The 18,078-nt window shown below is 41.0% G+C and carries 11 protein-coding genes; 1 reads left to right on the forward strand and 10 read right to left on the reverse strand.

The genetic code is table 11. The features are described from left to right. Positions 1-125: 125 nt before the first annotated feature. The 3 genes from K245_RS0104640 to K245_RS0104650 form a co-directional block, all read right to left on the reverse strand. On the reverse strand, positions 126-1,370 hold the full coding sequence (locus K245_RS0104640; RefSeq protein WP_051283873.1) for an anaerobic sulfatase maturase: 1,245 nt from the start codon (positions 1,368-1,370) through the stop codon (positions 126-128). A 255-nt stretch (positions 1,371-1,625) separates the two neighbouring features. Next, entirely contained in the window at positions 1,626-3,596 is a 1,971-nt protein-coding gene (locus tag K245_RS23080; protein WP_051283874.1) for a sulfatase-like hydrolase/transferase, read from the reverse strand. Between the two features lie 63 nt (positions 3,597-3,659). Then, a complete protein-coding gene (locus K245_RS0104650) occupies positions 3,660-4,508 on the reverse strand; it encodes a hemerythrin domain-containing protein (RefSeq protein WP_027358372.1) in 849 nt (282 codons plus the stop codon). A gap of 425 nt (positions 4,509-4,933) precedes the next feature. Here K245_RS0104650 and K245_RS0104655 point away from each other — a divergent pair, with 425 nt between their 5' ends. Further along, a complete protein-coding gene (locus K245_RS0104655; RefSeq protein ID WP_027358373.1) occupies positions 4,934-5,545 on the forward strand; it encodes a TetR/AcrR family transcriptional regulator in 612 nt (203 codons plus the stop codon). A 234-nt stretch (positions 5,546-5,779) separates the two neighbouring features. Here K245_RS0104655 and K245_RS0104665 read toward each other — a convergent pair whose 3' ends face one another. From K245_RS0104665 to K245_RS0104700, 7 genes are all read right to left on the reverse strand, one after another. Next, positions 5,780-7,069, reverse strand: coding sequence for a hypothetical protein (locus K245_RS0104665; RefSeq protein ID WP_027358374.1), 1,290 nt, complete (start codon positions 7,067-7,069; stop codon positions 5,780-5,782). A 12-nt stretch (positions 7,070-7,081) separates the two neighbouring features. Next, on the reverse strand, positions 7,082-7,516 hold the full coding sequence (locus K245_RS0104670) for a hypothetical protein (RefSeq protein WP_027358375.1): 435 nt from the start codon (positions 7,514-7,516) through the stop codon (positions 7,082-7,084). A gap of 199 nt (positions 7,517-7,715) precedes the next feature. Next, positions 7,716-7,979, reverse strand: a complete 264-nt coding sequence (locus tag K245_RS0104675; protein WP_027358376.1) for a hypothetical protein — start codon at positions 7,977-7,979, stop codon at positions 7,716-7,718. 183 nt (positions 7,980-8,162) lie between these two features. Continuing rightward, on the reverse strand, positions 8,163-9,071 hold the full coding sequence (locus tag K245_RS0104680; RefSeq protein WP_027358377.1) for an alpha/beta fold hydrolase: 909 nt from the start codon (positions 9,069-9,071) through the stop codon (positions 8,163-8,165). A gap of 84 nt (positions 9,072-9,155) precedes the next feature. Further along, a complete protein-coding gene (locus K245_RS0104685) occupies positions 9,156-10,199 on the reverse strand; it encodes a 3-oxoacyl-ACP synthase III (RefSeq protein ID WP_027358378.1) in 1,044 nt (347 codons plus the stop codon). A gap of 61 nt (positions 10,200-10,260) precedes the next feature. Beyond that, positions 10,261-10,809, reverse strand: a complete 549-nt coding sequence (locus K245_RS23085) for an FUSC family protein (RefSeq protein WP_051283875.1) — start codon at positions 10,807-10,809, stop codon at positions 10,261-10,263. Between the two features lie 238 nt (positions 10,810-11,047). Further along, positions 11,048-18,046, reverse strand: coding sequence for a beta-ketoacyl synthase N-terminal-like domain-containing protein (locus tag K245_RS0104700; RefSeq protein ID WP_035276484.1), 6,999 nt, complete (start codon positions 18,044-18,046; stop codon positions 11,048-11,050). Positions 18,047-18,078 lie beyond the last annotated feature (32 nt).

The raw sequence follows: 18,078 nt of genomic DNA on the forward strand, positions 1-18,078 counted from the left end.
GCTCCGCAAAAAAATAATTATGTGGCTTAACGAATAAATGATCCGACCATATCTTTGGGACACCCATTTCCCCGTTTTTAAAAGAAACACCGAAGATAAAACATGACCACGAATAGATTTATGGCTTAGCTTTCTGACCTCATGATTTTATGTACTGGGATACCGCTGCGTATTAATTCCAGCATGCTTTTCATTGATGGATCTACGTGACTGTAAAATTTCTTAAGTCCGTTGCAAAGGTAATTTAATCCTGGATCACCGTCCGGAGATGCAGAGAATCGATGTTTGGGGCATCCTCCGTTACAGGCAAAAAGAAAATCGCAACTTCTACAATATCCTGGAAGATCCGTCTTTTTTGATGCTCCAAATTCCATCTGTTTCCTTGATTCGACCATTGATTTCAAACTGTCGTCAAGTATGTTCCCAAGGCGATAATCGGGATACATGAAATGGTCGCAGGAAAAAACATCGCCATTGTGTTCGAGTATCATATTTTGGCCGCAACAAGGAGCAAGATAGCAGACTCCGGGCATAACCCTTGCCCAAGATCCCAGAGCCCATTCAAAATTCATTACAAAAATTCTGCCGACATCATTTCTGATCCACTCGTCAAAAATCCGTATCAGGAATTCACCGTATTGCTCAGGATCGACACTGAATCGCATCACTATTGCAGAATTTATCTTTTGGGTGAGAGATAGATGAGCTGCAAAAGACAGGAAACTGTTTCCGTGGTCAAAGCCAGCCTCTCTTTCTACTATGGGTATAAACTGGATGAATCTGACACCTGACTCCCTGAAAAAGTGGTATACCTCAAGCGGATTATGAGAGCTTTCCCTGTTCACAGTGGCAAGAACATTCACTTCAACCCCGTGCTTCATCATCATTTTAAAAGAATCAAAAACTTTTGCAAAAGTTGGCTTCCCGTCTCTGTAAACGCGGTGTGCGTCATGAACGAATTCCGGGCCGTCCATGCTTAATCCCACCAGGAATCTGTTTTTTGAAAGAAAAGAACACCATTTTTCATCTATGAGTGTTCCGTTTGTCTGAAGTGTATTTGAAATCTGTTTCCCGTCAGCGTATTTTTTTTGAAAATCAAGCGCCGTCTGAAAAAAATCAAGACCCATCAACGTAGGTTCACCGCCCTGCCAGTCAAAAAGGACAAAAGGCCCTGGCTGGGCTCTTATATATTCTCTTGTGTAAGCTTCGAGGACTTTTTCAGACATGCATAAAACGACATCATCAGGAAAAAAGTTTTTTTTCTCTTTATAAAAGCAGTATTCACAACTAATATTGCAGATTGGCCCTGCCGGTTTTGCCATTAGGTGAAAGGCGTGTTCTGCCGGGCCATCAGATTTATATGGTTTCATGGCTCGTTTTTTTGCCTGCTATTTGTCGACAAAATCCCATATTCATAAATTTGGATGACTATGCACTCTTTTTAAGTTTGATTGCTTGCTCTGATAATAATAACTTACAAAAATAACGAAAATATTGTTTCCCAAGCACCCGACAAAATCATAAAGTTTTTACGGAGCTTTTTTCAAAAAGCGACTCGCCGAAGGCTCTCATAACTGAAAATAAAACAGAGTCAAATAAATTTATCTTTAAATATAAAAGGTTTATCAGCCAATAATGACCGATTCCTGTCTGGAAAGCTCTTTTCTTAGCTGCAAGTTTTTTTGTTTTAGCTCTGTTAAGGTCATTCCCGGAACTGAAACATCATCCCTGACCTCTCCTGTTCTGAAATCAACGAGATTAGCCTGCTCCACAGGATCAGATTTCAGGCAATAAAGTTCCCATTCATCAGATTCAACAGAATTTGGATCAACATAGTGAACCATTTTCCAGTTTCCGGTGCACAGCGCACGTACATTGTTGGGCTGTCTTACTGGCCCCCTTGCCAGATCAAGCCCTGCATCTATTTGTGTGTTTACACTGGATATGAATGCCTGGTATTGAGCCCACTTTGTGGGATCGTAGCTTGAGCCCATTTCAGTTATCATGTCATTGGTCATGAAAAAAACGCCGTTCCGATCCCGGCCATCTGCGCCTGTAATGGTTCCGCTGTTTTTTCCTCTGACATGGCCAGAAAGATCGGCTCCGGCAAAAGTCTTCGGATTTGATGCCAAACTCATTGACCCCATAAGAGTCTTTAAACGTTTTCCGCTATAACCTGCAAGGCCAAGAAGGGTCGGCGCCAGGTCTATAGAGCTGGTCGGTTGAATAATTTCACGTATTTCGTTCTTGTTTGCATTCAGGAGAGGCGATGAAAAAACCATGGGCACTCTTATTGATTCTTCATATGCGTTGTGCCATTTCTGTATCATGCCGCCGTGAGCGCCTGTCATATCACCGTGATCAGACAGAAAAACTACTATCGTATTATTTGTATGCCCGTTTTCATCAAGCGAGCTAAGAATTTTTCGAATCTGCAACTCAGCGAGGTACTGGCAGTAAAAATAAAACTGATTATATTTCAGTGACCATTCAGCTGCATCCTCACTAAGCTGAAACGGAAGAGGCGACGTTATACCAGTACCAGTGAGACCGTAATTTGTGCTTGCTCCGTAAGCAAGTCCCCATTTCAGTGAATAGTCCTTCTGGCAGCTTGGTTTGTCATCAAGCGCTTCATTATAAGTGCGTGGCAGAGAACTGTTATTCTGGGGGAAACCGTCTGGATTCAAATCAACTCTGTACTGGTTATTCTCATGTATTCCTCCTGTCAGGCTCATCTGGCCCTGATCCGGTATTGACACAGGAGGAGGATAATTTGCCCATGAAACAACTCCGTTCCCGTCAGATGTCAAAGGCGTTGGAGGCGTTTGCCAGTTGATTGGATACGCGCTGCAGTCATGGGGATTTACAAGAGATGCCACCGCGAACCAGGGATTCCCGGTTCCGTTTGACCTCTGGTTTTCAAGAAAATTCTTTACGTTATCAGCAAACTCGACATCACGATAAGTTCCTGTATTGTCGGCTGTTCCTCCATGTGGTTCAGGGTAGGATTTCTCCCATTCGGAAAACCCCCATGGCTCGAGATATTTCGGAGGCTCGGCCTCGGAAACGTGCCATTTACCAAAATAATGCGTCGAATATCCGGCGGCTCTGAACCAGTGTCCAATTGTGGGCGTTCCCTCTGGGTCAAGGAACGGAACGTCAGAGGCTGTCTTGTATAGCCCGTCTGTCTGATCGACACCAGTCAAGCTTGGATACTGGCCTGTCATGATTGCTGTCCTGCTCGGCACACAGGCTGCCGACGCAGTGTAGTTTTTTCTCATTACAACTGAATTTTGTCTTAACCTCATAAGACCAGGAAAATATTTGACATATTCATTACCTAAAGACAGGTTTCTGAATCCAAGAACTTCCTTCAGTCCCTGGGCAGCGCCTTCGTCAGCGCCATATCCCTCAGGTGGAGTCTGCATTTGATCGACCATGATCAAAAGAATATTGGGCGCTGAGCCAGTAAGATGACCATCATTATCATCTGTGGAACAACCAGATAGTGTCCCAAATCCAAATACGCCGCTAAACAAAGCCGCTGATGTCATTTGGGCAGAACGCTTGATAAAATTCCTGCGAGAAATTTTCATGTGACAGATTCCTCCAAATATTTTATGGGCAAGCTCACATATTTGGAGCTTTAAACAACCATTTTATTCCAGCAGAGAGTTTAGATATCTCATTTTTTCCCAATCATAATTAATAAGAGACGTCAGTATCTCTGATTCTTCTCTGCAATGTTTTTTTGTATGCCCCAGAAATACAAATATTTTTCTTATTAAGGAATCCTCTCCTTCTTTTTTATCTTCATTTTTTATGATCCGTAAAAAAGACAGGATTTCATCCAGTTTGGTCATAAGAATAGTATGATCATTTTTAAATTTATTGATGATGTCATGAGTTGCTTCATCTATGTGGTATCCATAAAGAGCAGCTTTAAACACCGCGTTTTCCTCGAAGAAAAAATGACTCACCAAATCTTTTTTAAGAAATGTCATGAGATTTTCTATTTTCATAATTAAATTACTGTTATCAATATTTTCAACTAATTTTCTATAAGAATCAATGTATTCCAGAATAATTTCGTGTTCTTTTACTATGGTCAGGTTAAAGCTGTCTATTCTTGAGTCTTTTTTCCTCAAAAGACGAGGCTTTTTTGGGGTTTCATATAGAGAACTATTAATAAAACACTCAATAATTTCAATAGTCTTTATGTCTGTTTCCATGAACTGAATGCCGTATTCCGTAAACCCTGCCGTAGTAATAAGGGTGAACGCCACCCTGCCGTCCACATTAATAACATTCTCATCTATTGCTATGGTCATGCTTATATTCTTTATATCTTCATCAAGCAAACCTTCTATTTCAAGAAGAATACCTCCCTGGCTCATATTAAGGGTTCGCCCAATCCCCTGTGAGATCGAAACGCCGTCTTCGCTGTAAATTATGTAAGAGACAAGATTGAGGCTGTCATATCTAATATATTCTCTTATTTCATTCACTTGGGGTTATCCCTTATTTTATCTGAAAAGTTCAAAAAATTTGATTAACTGATATATTTAATATATCAGTTAATTTAGACGAATAATTAAGGCGCTATATTCCTCTTGAATAAGTGTAGCTGAACCTTCAGCATGCGATGGCCTAACCCCTAACAAGCCTCACGGCTGATGGAAGGAATATCACAACAATGATCAAAATGGCTAAATGCTGTTAACAGGCTCATCATCGCTGGTTTATTTGAAACTCAAAAAGCAATATGAATCATAGTTCATATTCAAAATTTATATGAATAACTTAAAATGAAGTCAATAAAAACATGAATCACAACTCGAATTACAGTGTTAAGTGTTCATATTCATAATAAGCTACTGTTTTATAGCATTAATAGCAGTGAAGAATGACTGAACTGTAAACAGGATAATATATGACCACTGTAAAACCTAAAACAAGAATTCCAAAACAGAAAAGAAGCATAGACAAAAAAAACAGAGTCATGGAAGCTGCCATTAGCCTGTTCGCAAAAAAAGGAATCCACAAGACAAACTCCAAGGAAATAGCTGCCGAAGCTGGTGTGGCCATAGGCAGCTTCTATTCATATTTCCCGGACAAGAAAAAACTTTTGACAGAAGTACTTGAAATCTACCTAGAGAACCACTTTGACAGGATATGGTATCAAAATACAAACTGGGAAGCGCTCTCTCCATTGCAGATTATTCGACATTTCATGAAAAATCTACTGTTGGCATATGACGTGGCCCCTGATTTCCACAGAGAAACCCATGTTCTCCGTTATTCAGACCCAGAGGTCAAATTACTCTATGATAAGGAAACTGAAAAAGAGCTGAGACAGATTGGAGCCGCCCTTGATTTTTTCAAAGATCAGATACAGGTCAAAGACATGGAAGCAGCCGCTGTTGTTATTCACAGCGCAGCAGAAAATTTTGCCCATAAAATAAAATTCATGGGTAGCCTGGATGACAAGCGCCTCATGGATGAATTTACAGACATGATTTACAGATATCTGTTTAAAGAATAAATATCAGGTATTAGAAGAATCGTTATGTGAATAATTACAAGGCCACAAAAAGGATGATTCCCGTCATTCCGGCGGGGCCTGTCCCGGTAACACGGGAGCCGGAATCCAAAATAATTGAAAGCACAAAGATGCCGGATCTATACCAGTATGACGCCGAGGCCTTTTTTGACTTTTTGCGAGACCATCAATAATTTAATACAGACTGTTTTTGACCTGGTCAACTTACCAGCATAATTAAAAACTTACAGTGGCCTTGGCAGCAAAAAGCCACCAATAAGGCTCTATGTTTTCAGGGTTGTTATAAAAAGGTTGTATTGTACCAAATCCGTCATTGTAGCTTGCTTCTAATTTAAGCATCCAATTTTGATTTACGTCGAACTTTGTGGAAACAGTATAAGTCTTCTGCCATCCTTGAAAATCGTTTCTGCCAGCTGCAACCTGGGTATTACCGTCCTTGTCATTGGCATTAGGATAAAATTCGGAATATGAGAGTCCAATCGTGAATAATTCATTGAGTCTGTATGCCCCTGAAATATACCAACCCATATATGGGGTATTACGCTTTACTTTAACAGGGCCAAGTTGATAGTATGCGACCAGATCCATATTCATATACTCGGCGGCAAGAACAAAATCTCCAATTGTATATTCCGCTGAAGCGACATCAAACCTGACAAGATTATAATCAAGATCAAAGGAGGAAACCGGAATCCCCTCGCCAGGGCTTATGGTACCATCATGATTGATATCAGCAGGCAGAGTCGCCGAAACATCGCCTTCAGCATACAGACCGTTAACTTCAAAACCTGAGTAACGAAACTTCAGACCGTCAACAGGCGGTTCCCATGTTATTCCATAGGACCAGGCATATTCACTGTCAACCTCAGTCAGTTTAAGTTTCCACGCATAGTTAGTACTCTCTATAAGCTGGGATACTCCATCATCCACCGAGAACGGGAGTACACCGACCTGAAACTCGTACAAAAAACTTCCAAACAATTTGGTTGGTATGTGTCCGTAGATATCAGCGCCTGTTATGGCTGCCATACTGTCCCTGTAAACCTCCACATAAACTGACTGGGGCAGAAGGGTCTGGGGTCTTAGCATATCAATTTCCCGGACTTCATTATAAAGACCATAAATCATCTTCATCTTACCAATTTTAAATCCTGCCCAATCTTTCCAGTTATAGTTCAGAAATGCCCAGTCAAATCTTATTTCGTCATTTCCCACTGTCCCCATATCCCTGCCGAAAAACTGAACGCCTGCCTCTAAAGAATCTGTAAGACGTGTTGAAAAATTAATCCCGAATTCATTGAACTGAAATGTTCCGTCTTCAGTTTTGGCTAAAAAATTATTGTGATCAGATTCAAGATAGCCTTGGGAAAGGAAACCATGAATTTCAATTTTTTCAGCCGCGCTTTTTTTTATATCCTCAAGACCAACAACAGTTGCAAAGGAAAGTGCTGGAATACATATCATCATAAAAACAACCAAAATATGGATAAGAATATATTTTTTCATAAAATATAAATCCTATTTTATCTTTAATATTTTAAGATTACCAATATTTGCATCTTCAGGGACATATCCTACTGAGCCGTCTCTATTTGCTATAAAATCTACAAGATCTTTTATATTTTCAAAAGTGATCGGAGTCTGACCATTTCCAGTAAAGACATTCTGTTTCCAGTAGTGGTCAAACTGTTCAGGAGTTTTACCGAGAAAATTTGTCATAAATTCTTCTTGATAAAGCTTGCTTCTAAGAACAACAAAAGTGATTCTGCTGTCATCATCCCATTTTTTCTTTCTTCCAAGATAAATGAATTTTATCTCATCCTTCGAGATCTCGTTCTGTTTAATATTTCTGTTTGCAACAATGATTAACTCTGCGGCTAAAACAGCTGAAACCTGTGCATTCAGAAATAGCAAAAAAATACTCAAAATAATTATAAATATTTTCTTTTTCATGCCAATTCCCTGAAGTCAGTTGAATTATTTTTTCATATAATTTAGGCTATTCTTAAAAAAAACTTCATGATTTTATTGTGATTGGACTCAAATGCACTGAATCTGTATATACTCTGCAAAAATTTTGCGAATATTTTTAAAAAGCTGTTCCCTGGAGGTCACTCTTTCATCTAAAACATTAAACAGAGCTTTTTTTAGCTTATAAATGAGTTTCCTCTTCGGTAAGTCCAGCAACTTCAAATTTTTCAAGGCCTTCAAATATGTCGGTGATCGCTTTCAGAATTTGAACGATCGCAAAAAATATAATCCCCATATAGCTTTTAATCTCGATATCAAAAAACTTTTCTAAGGCCGTTTCAGTTGATTCGAATACTCCCGAAGCAAATAGGATTACACCCGTAAAAATAGATGTATACGGACTTCTTAATAACTTTTTTAATGGTTCAGGCACTTTGTATTTCATTGGATCCTCAACATTCTAATAAATTTGATTAAAAAATGAGCAATGAATAGGGCTTTAATATAAATGGATTAGGAAAGGTGATGCGATTTTAAGTATTTCTGGAAGGCCGTGTCGTTCCTGTTGAGACAGGAAACTGACACGGCCATTATTTTGCTTAAAGACAATTTTTAAAAGAATAGCAGATCAGATACTAAGAAGAAAATGGTTTATCAAATCAGATGTTTTTTCTGGCTCGTCCTCAAAAAGATAGTGGCCTGCTGATTTAAAGAAATGTGCTTCCTTGTTAGGGAATCTTCTTGTCCATTCATTGAAATAGTCTGTATCAAAAACAAAATCATGCTCTCCCCACAGAATCTGCATGGGCTTGTCAGAAAGCTTATGAAGATTGTCATCTGCCCATTTCACAAGGCTAAAGCTTGGATGTGACTCATCAAGAGGAATATCCTGAACAAATTTATATGTAGCGACTCGATTTTCAATACATGAATAAGGAGCAATCAATCCTGACTTAATTTTTGAGGATAGCGGCTTTTGGGGAGCCATATATAAGGCAGAACCGGCAAAAATATTAAAGCCGAGAACAGCTGGTTTTGAGAAAGCTTTAATGTTTCTAAGAATTTTTAGTCTAAGTGGAAGCTGCTTTGTGCCTGGAGGAAGAAAGCCTGATGTGTTTGTAACAGTAATGCTCGCAATCCTGTTCATATTTCTTAAGGCAAAAAGGCTGCCGATCATTCCACCCCAGTCGTGAACAATGAGGTGTATTTTTTCTTTCAGGCCGAGCTTTTCAATTAATGTCTCAATATCATTGACTCTGTTTTCAAGACTGTAAGGATAAGCCTTTGCCGGAGGTTTTTCTGAAAGACCACATCCAATATGATCGGGAACTATTGCTCTGAAGCCCTTTGGAAGATTTTGGATTATATTCCTGAAATAAAAAGACCAGGTGGGATTTCCGTGCAGCATTAGAACAGGTTCACCAAAGCCCTCGTCAATATAATGCATTTCAAATCCGTTGATCTTTTGGTAATTCGGGCTGAATGGATATATATCCCTGAATGATTCAGTATTAACCCTGCGTCCGTATTTTTTCATTAAGGATTTGCCTCCGACGGGTCGCTTTTTTAAAAAAAGCTCCGCAAAAAACTTATTATTTTTAAATCAAATTATTATATATGGCTACCAGCGAACCCCAAGCATCATACAATTAAGACCGCTTCCAATTCCAAGAAAACATACAAGATCACCAGGATTCAGGAAATCCCTTTCTTCTGCTATGGCTGCCGTGATTGGAAGAGAAACAGTTCCAATATTACCTAAAAAAGGATAGGTCGGGAAATCCTTATCAGTTGAAATGCCTATGGATTCGAGAATTGTTTTCTGGTGAGCTGCTCCTACCTGATGGCAGATAACCTTGTCAGGCTGACTGTCCTTTAATCCGATATTTTTTTTAAGAGCCTGATAAGTATCAATTCCAAGCTTTACACCGTTATGAAGAACAGAGATGGAATCTGTTCGCATCTGCATTCTGTATCCGTCCAGGGAGAGATTTTTGTACCCCCAGACGCAAAGATCATGATGCCTCACGCTGTTTTTGACAGCTCCTCCGAGAAGCACCCTTCTCTTTTCAGCGCTAAGATCCTTATGGCAGACAATCACGGCAATCGCTCCTGAGCCGCCTGTAAGTGTCGCTATCGTCTGCCTGAAATTCTCCATGTCAGGATTCCTGTTCAGGCTTTCAATGGTAATGTCCATGATTCTTTTTGAAGTCTCGCAGGATAAAACCATCCCTGCCTTTATCTGCCCGGCTTCTATGGCAGTTGCAATCTGGACTATGCCATTAAGGACTCCGAGACAGGCATTGGTTATGTCAAAAACCATGGCATCCTGCCCTATCCCAAGACCGTCAGCCACTGCACAGGCCGTAGCAGGTTCAAGATTTTCACGACACACAGCCGCATAAATTAGCATCTCAATATCTGAGGGTTTCAAATCTGTTTTTCCAAAGGCATTTTTCCCGGCCATGACAGCGCCTCTGCTCACAGGGAAATCCATACCCCAGTATCTGCGCTCATGAATGCCTGTCAGGGCTTCAAGCTGGCCTTTTTTGAATTTAAGCTTTTGATAAACAGGTTCAATCAGTTCTTCGATATCATCGGATGTCCAGACATTTGTTGGAAGCTCATATCCGAATGCTTCTATGCAGACATTATTGAATTTCATGGATGACCTTTTTTATATTGTTTTAGGATATAAACTGCTGAAACGTTGATGGTTATACTGCTTATTTCTCAATTGATTCAGACACACTATTCCTGCCGTTTCTCATCTTTTCAAACCTGCTGAAAATATAAGTGATTATAATTGCTATTAAACACCCTACTATAACACATCCCATTCTTTCAAAACCCGATGCCCAGCTGCTCCGTTCTTTTTCCTGAATGAGCACAATTACAAGCGCAGCAAGGGCTGATCTGGTCGCGCTTTCAAGGCCAAGCATGTAACAGATCAGGATATTCACAATCACAGCTATGCAAAGCACGACAAGCACAGGAACATGCTCAAGAAACAAAAAAGCTAATAGCCCGACGACCGAACCTATAACATTGGCCTTCATTCTGTCCATTGCCAACCTGTTGGAATCGCTGTGGTCAGGTGCAAGTACAAGAAGAACTGAAATTATGCTCCAGTAAAATTCGTGCTGGGGGACAAGCACATATGGAATATAGCAGACTGAAACACCTATCAGACATTTCAGAATGTACTGAAATTCCAGATTCGTGAAAGCGAGTCTGTTTTTTATATTAACAATGATATTTTTTGATTCAATCATTTATATAGGCTCTGTTCCCTTTATAAATGGGAACTTTCACTGTCCAAATAACTGCTTCATATTTTAAGTAAAAAGCCTCCGGCGGGTCGCTTTTTGAAAAAAGCTTCGCAAAAACTTTTTGGTAATAATGCAGAGTAGAGGCAATCATTTATAGATAGCTGCACTTCAAATATATAAACCACAAAGTTTTTGAGGGGTCTGGGGAACTTTTTTCAAAAAGTTCCCCAGGTTATTTTCTTCAATCCTTAACCAGCCTGACACCGAAATTTTCCATCTTGTATATACACAGACCATCCACAAAAAGATATCCGTTTGCTTTTATTAAAGGAACAGGATCATTTTCTATTTTGGTTATATAGCCATGAATCTTCACAAGTTTGCAATGTCCGAGTATCTGGCCTCTGTATGTCCAGGTGTGCTCATCATCAAGAAGATCTGAAAATCTGGCTTTTCCTTCAAGTTCAGGCCAGATTTTAAAAGCAGCAAATTTAATGAGCTGAATAAATGATTCCAGGCCAAGCGAACCAGGACAGACAGGATCTCCATGAAAATGAGCCTTAAAGAACCATTCCTCAGGATCAACGTCCTTTTCGCCAAGGATTATGCCAAGACCTTCTGGCCCGCAGCCCGGAACATAAAGCCCCCTGTCAAACATTCTCATTGTCTTGGCAGGAAGAGCCATTCCTGAAAAAGAAATAAAATTTGAATCTTCAGGAAATAAAGGCGCAAACTCAGGCAAATTTTCCAGAATATTTCCTTCTATGTCTTTTTCTTCAGGCATCCATACGGTTTCACCGGTTATTCCTGCCTGGGCGGCAAGGGCAGCTTTTGTGAAAAAACCGAATGAAGTCGAGCCTGAATATACCATTTCTCCATTTTCAAGAACTTCCATGTCAAAATTCTCGATTATCATTCCGCCAGCTTTGGACGCTCTTGTAAGCCTGCTTCTCATGGTCAGTCTTGAATCATTTGAAAAAACTTCCCTGTGCTGGGTCGCTGTTCCTCCAAGATTTCTGAAACGAAGATCCTCTTTCCCATGCAGTGCCGAGCCCATATAAGCCGCGAGCCATCCGCATGGCTGAAGAGCTGCCTCGAGAAGAAATGAAAACGGCATAGTTTTTGATCTGTTTGCCCTGAAATACCAGGAATCTGGCTTGATGTCGAACTCAGCAGTTATCCATCCGGCAGGTTTAAGTTCCCACTGGGTAACATCTGCCTCGACAACCCTGTCCATGCACAGATAAGGAGGCTTTGGAAGCCTTGCAATGAATCTTTGGGGATTCATGTCAGAATCCCAAGGCCTGTATTTTTCACCAAAAGCCCTTGAAGGCTCTCCCATGCAGCATTCCATGATCTGATCATTTGTAAATACTTGGGGCTTGGCATTTGGTTGAATATTTTTCACGTCCCAGATGTTTTCTATCTCATTCTTTGTAACGCCGTAGATTTTCATGGTCATACTTCTGAAAGAAACTATGCGTCTGCCGTCGGCGTACATTAGAGCATCTGCGATCACAAAAGGCTCGGGATCATAACCAATCTCTTTTATATCAACCTCATAAAGAACCTTTTTTGTTTCAGTGGTAACAGGCCCCCGACATTTAAGAACACTACCGACATCTGTAACAGGGCCATAAAAAACATCTTCTTTTTCAGTTATCCAGCCCATTCTGAGCGTAAGGATACGCAAGGTGTGACAGCAGCATTCATACATGAGCGTGCCGGGCATAACCATGTCATCCACAAAATGACATGTGAGAAACCAGGCATCAGGAACAATGTCTGCTTCGGCAAGAATTCGGCCAAGACCGTATCTTCCGCCTTTAGGATCTATTTCAAGAACCCTGTCAACCAGCTTCATTTTGCCTGATGGAAGGGTAAGAGATTTTGAAAGAAATTTATTTTTGAAATCAATCCCGAATGCTGCTTCAAGATTTCCATTTCTTAGTGCCTCGATCTGATTTTCATCAAGGCTCTCTTTTTTCATTGGAACAAGAGGCCTGTAATCAGGAGAGATATTTCCAGGCAAAGGCTTAAGATCTTCGGCAGTTAATACGATTCCGCCGGAATTGTTAACCTCTTCAGGAGTGAAAAAACCTGCGCATCCGTTTTTCATGGTTATCATCAGCTCATTGCCGATGTATCCGTCAAAATTGAAAAAGAACATCCATGTATCGCCCTGATGTATGAATTTTTCGATTCTGATGTCGTAGCGGATTGTATCTCCTGGCTGGGGAAAAGGTCTGTGAAATTGGGCTTTGGCGTCAAGTAGACGATATGAGCGCTCACCTTTTACCCTTAAGTCAACTCCAAGATATGAACAAAGGAAAAGATCTGCCTGACCTGCTTCAATGGAAATGCAAGCTGGCGCCCTTCCCCCGTCAAGATACCATGCTCCTGGAAGAACATCATGCTCAGTGACGCATCTTCCGCTCTTCATGGAATTTTTCTCGCCGTCCACAAGCACAATTCTGTCCACAAGCATGAGAGGTTCGTCTGGAAGTCTTACCCTTGCCTTGTAAGTATCGAGAGGCGCAAATTCTGGTCCCAGAACTTTTTCAGCAGAACCAATGGCAAATTCCATACACATGTCACGGTCGTATGCTGGCGGAGTTTTGTCTATACCAGCCTCACTAAAATTAGCTTTAGTCGATTTTTTATCATTTTCAAGGAGCGGATTATGCACCTTCACACCCGAAGCGGTGGGGAGAACGTTTAAGGAACTGGCTATTTTGAATGAATCATCAAATAAATCATCAGCCGAAGATGCAATGAGATCAGCCCTAAGATTCACAGCATCGGCCATGCTTTTCTGGAGCTTCATTGAAAAATCAAGAAACTCTGAATGAGCCTCTGCCGCAGCCCTGCTGTTTTCGGCTATCATTGAGGCTATTTCAGCGACAGGAGATATTTCTTCTTCAAGACTTTCTCCATACCCCATGCCGTCATCAGCAATGAAAACTGCGCCAGAATAATTATCTGAAAAATTATTGGCGTTTACCGTAAGCTCTGGAGCTGGTTTATCTTTCGTAATATTAGCAGTTCTGGGTTGAGGTATTATTTCAGCTGCTGAGCCTAAATCTAAATCAGAATCTGTTTTTGAATAATCTGATGATTTCTCCTTTTTTTTGTAGAATTTCTTCAGATCTTCACTTGATGGCAGAATATGTCCAGACGTGGATATTTTTATTGGCTTTGCACCGCATTTTTTATCTTCTATATACCGCTCTTTTTTTAATGAAAAAAGCTTGTCAATATCCGTAAAAATCCCAAGTGCGGCAAGTCTTGCCAGAAGTTTCAGAAAAGTCAGAGTCCCATCTTCTCCTTTCACACAAGCCGCTGCCGCAATATGATTTTTTTCAGAAAGAATCTGGCCTATCATTCTTGTACATGAAGCACCGGGTCCAGCTTCGATAAAAAATCTAACGCCATCTTCATAAGCCTGATTTATGACCTTTGTATAATCAAAGCCATGAAGAGCCTGACCAAGAATGGAGTCTGCTGCGCTGTCTTTTGTTATCTCATGGCTTTTCCCGAGAAAGCAGCTGTAATAAGTGACTGTCGGATCTGGATTAACATCAAAAACATGAAGATTCCTGTATGCTTCGGCTGAAAGGCTGGCGGCGTCGCAGTGAACTGTCACGACTCCTTCCATAAAGCCTGCGTCTGTCTTTAGATTTGCAATCACAGACTCAATCTGCGGCTTATGTCCACCAATTACGCACTGAGTAGAAGTGTTTACAAGAAGGAGCCTTGTGAGCGGATATTTTCCAATTTCCTTAAGAGTTTCCTCAGAAGGTTTATTCACAAGAGCGACAACCCACTCAAAATCAGCTTCTTCAGGAATATTCCATGCTTTTCTTGTTGAAAGACATTTTCCTGCAAGTTCTGTTTTAAAAAGCGGGGACGCCTGCATCCTTGAGAACATTTCACCAGGATCTGGCCAAGCTCCTGTTGAAAAATTAGCCGCTGACTCGCCAAGACTATAGCCAATTACAGCTTCAGGTTTTATCCCGAATCCTGCAAGAAGCTTTGTCATTACATAGCCATGAATGACCTGACCGGCTATCATTTTTTCCATATCAGAAGACGCATTCTTTGCTGCGTCTTCCTCCCATCCCGGCCCCCAGTCTGATCTGTAAGGGATAAAGACTTCGGGCGAAAACCAGCTTTTTATGCATGAATTATCAAGGTCAAGTTTTTCAAGAACAAAAGGCCATGCTGCCCCGGTTTCCCTGCCCATTCCAGGATAATGGGTTCCTGAGCCTGGATAAACAAAACAGATTTTACCTTTAGGTTTTTCAGGGTAATAAAAAACGCTCTCAGGCCCTGAAATGCTTAACTGGGTTTTCTCTTTTACGGCCTTAAAAGCTTGGGCTATAAGGGTCAAAAGCTTTTCTTTGACTGAAGAAACAAAAACCAGGATTGACGAGTTTTTTGTTATTCTGCCAGTATTTGAGCTCCATATTTCAGCTGCTTCAGACATTAATGAATTATTACCTGAAATAAATCTTTCAAAATCACCAAGTTTTTCAAGAAGCAGACTCTCGCTTGGTGCTGAAATCGCAAAAAATCCGTGGTTCGGCCTGAATGACTGGAATATGTCCTTCTTTTTCTGATATTCGGAAAGAATTGCCACACTGCTTTGATTGTCATGGGTGTCACAAAATACTGCTGCATGGCGCTTTTTATCATTGGCATTTTTGAACCAGAAAGAAGGCGCAGCAGGCAGATGATATCTTTCACCCAAATTTTGACCAGGCTTTAATAATAAGGGAGCTGGTGGAAGAACGTCATTTTTAAGGCTCATTGCAGTTTTTACAATTGAAACAATACCGGACGCAGCGCCTGAAAAACCTGAAACTCCGGCTACAGATCCAAGGGCTGTATGGATATTATGAAGTTTATTATCAGAAGCTTCGCCTGAAATATCATTACCAATTGCCCCAGCCAAAACTTCGCTACCCGAGCTCCGCTCAATCAAACTCAGATCAGCATGATTTATCCCGGCTTCTTTCAGGCATTTCTGCATTGAATATAATTCAGAAGCTGATGAACGGATGCCATCTATTACTGCATATACTGTATCTCCATCTTTTACGGCATCATCGAGGCGCTTCATTATTATTGCAGCCGCGCAGTCAGAAGTGGGTATATCGCCTTTTAACAGCCCGTTTCTGATGAATACGGATCTTATATCAGACGTAAAATCAACTGCACCTGCCAGAAAAGAGTCTGTTTCTCCATTTTGAAGTGACCTTACTCCTATTTCAACGGCCTTCATGCCAGACGCGGAATCGCAGGAAACACTGAAACATGGTCCGCCGAGTCTGAATTCCTTGGCAACCCTGCTTGCGATGATGCTTCCGAGTGAGCCTATTGTCCTGTTTGCGTTTAACGGAGGTGAAACAAGATTTTTAAAATCTTCAAGATCTTTTTCTGTTTGAAGCTCAAAGCCCCATTCTTTAAGGCGGTTTTCCAGATCCCATCTCAGATGATAGTTTGTGGCTTCATAATCAAACTCTATACCTATGGCTCCGCCCATTTCAGGTCTTTCTTTCCTTTCTGAAAGACCACCTGAAATCATGGCCTCTTTTGCAGCCTGGAGCATGAGAATATGCTGGGGTAGAATTTCTGGAATCTCATTTGGCGGTATATGGAATTCGCCCGGATAGGTTGAAACCTCATATAAAGGATTGCCAGTAAGAGTTTTAGAGGAAACGGCTGATATATTTTTAAATCTTTCAGGCTGAATTTTTTCTAAAGAAGAAATTCCTTTAAAAACACAGTCCCTGAACTCGTCAGTACCTTTGATTTTCCCGGCCTTGATCCCAAGACCTGTTATGGCAATTTTGCATTTGTTTTCTTGAGGTTTATTTGCATGATTAATGGCCTTATCAGCTGAATACTCTTCAACAAGAATATGGCCGTTAATCCCTCCGAATCCGAATGCGCTGATCGCTGCCTTTCTTGTTTGTCCGGATTTTTCCCAATTTTCAGTTTTTGTCTGAACCTTGACAAGACCTTTTTCAAGTGGACTGTCAGATGAATGTCTTGCGTGATTAAAAGTAGGAACAAAGGATTTGTTATGAATTGAAAGAAGGGTTTTAATGAAACCTGCTGCACCAGCTGCTGTAAGCATATGGCCTGTGGTTGATTTTACTGCTCCGAGCCTGCATGGATTTTTTTTATACCTTCCCGCCATAATTTCTGTAAGACTTGAAAGCTCGATCTTGTCGCCAACAGGTGTTCCTGCTCCGTGGCATTCAATAAAATCAACGTCATGGGGATTCCATCCCGCGGCAGTATAAGCTGATTTCATTGCCCGCAACTGACCATTTGAATCAGGCGCGAGGAGATTTCCGCCCATATCATTTGAAAGCCCTATGCCCCTGATAACGCCAAAAATCTTGTTTCCATCCTTGATTGCATCTTCAAGCCGCTTGAGCATTACAAGACCTGCGCCCTCACCTACCACTAGTCCGTTGGCGTCTGCATCAAAAGGTCTGCAAGTGCCTGTCGGGGAAATTGCCTGGAGCTGGGTAAAACCGATCTGAGTATAAAGACAGTCAGGACGCGATACGCCTCCTGCAATCATGACTTTAGCCCTGCCTGACGAGAGTTCGTCACATGCAAGTTTAATGGCATAGAGAGAAGATGCGCAGGCAGCGTCAAGAGTGAGTGTATAACCGCCAATACCAAGACTTTTTGCAGTAATTGATGCGGGGAATCCTGTCACTCTGGCTTCAAGGCAGTCAATGGTGTCTGGCAAAGTAGCATCAACCGGAGTATTCATTAATCTTGAACGAATCTCAGGCCAGATAAGCTTTCCTGTAAGTTTTGAAGAACCTTCCGTGGGAAGAGCAATTGCAGCAAGTATTATTCCTGTTTCCGGTTTTTCTTCATCTTTAAGCCTGAAGTCAGTAACAAGCTGACGTGCAGCATCAAGAACTATTTTATGGGATGGATCAAGCTTTGACAGTATTTCAGGATCAACTGAAAAACCTTCAGGAATAAATTCAAAACCTTCAATAAGCCCTGCCCGTCTTGAGCATGTCTTATCAAGCTCGTATTTATCGGACATTACGCTTTCAGGCTTTGCCAGCCATCTTGAGGCTGGAATATCTTTAATCGCGCTTCTGCCGTTTTCAAGATTTGACCAGAACTGATTCAAATTCAGAGCGTCAGGAAAGACGCATGACATACCTACAACCGCAACAGGTGAGAATTTATTCATAAAAATCCGATATATGTTTGGACTTCAGTCGA

This window comes from Desulforegula conservatrix Mb1Pa, from assembly GCF_000426225.1.
GTDB lineage: Bacteria > Desulfobacterota > Desulfobacteria > Desulfobacterales > Desulforegulaceae > Desulforegula > Desulforegula conservatrix.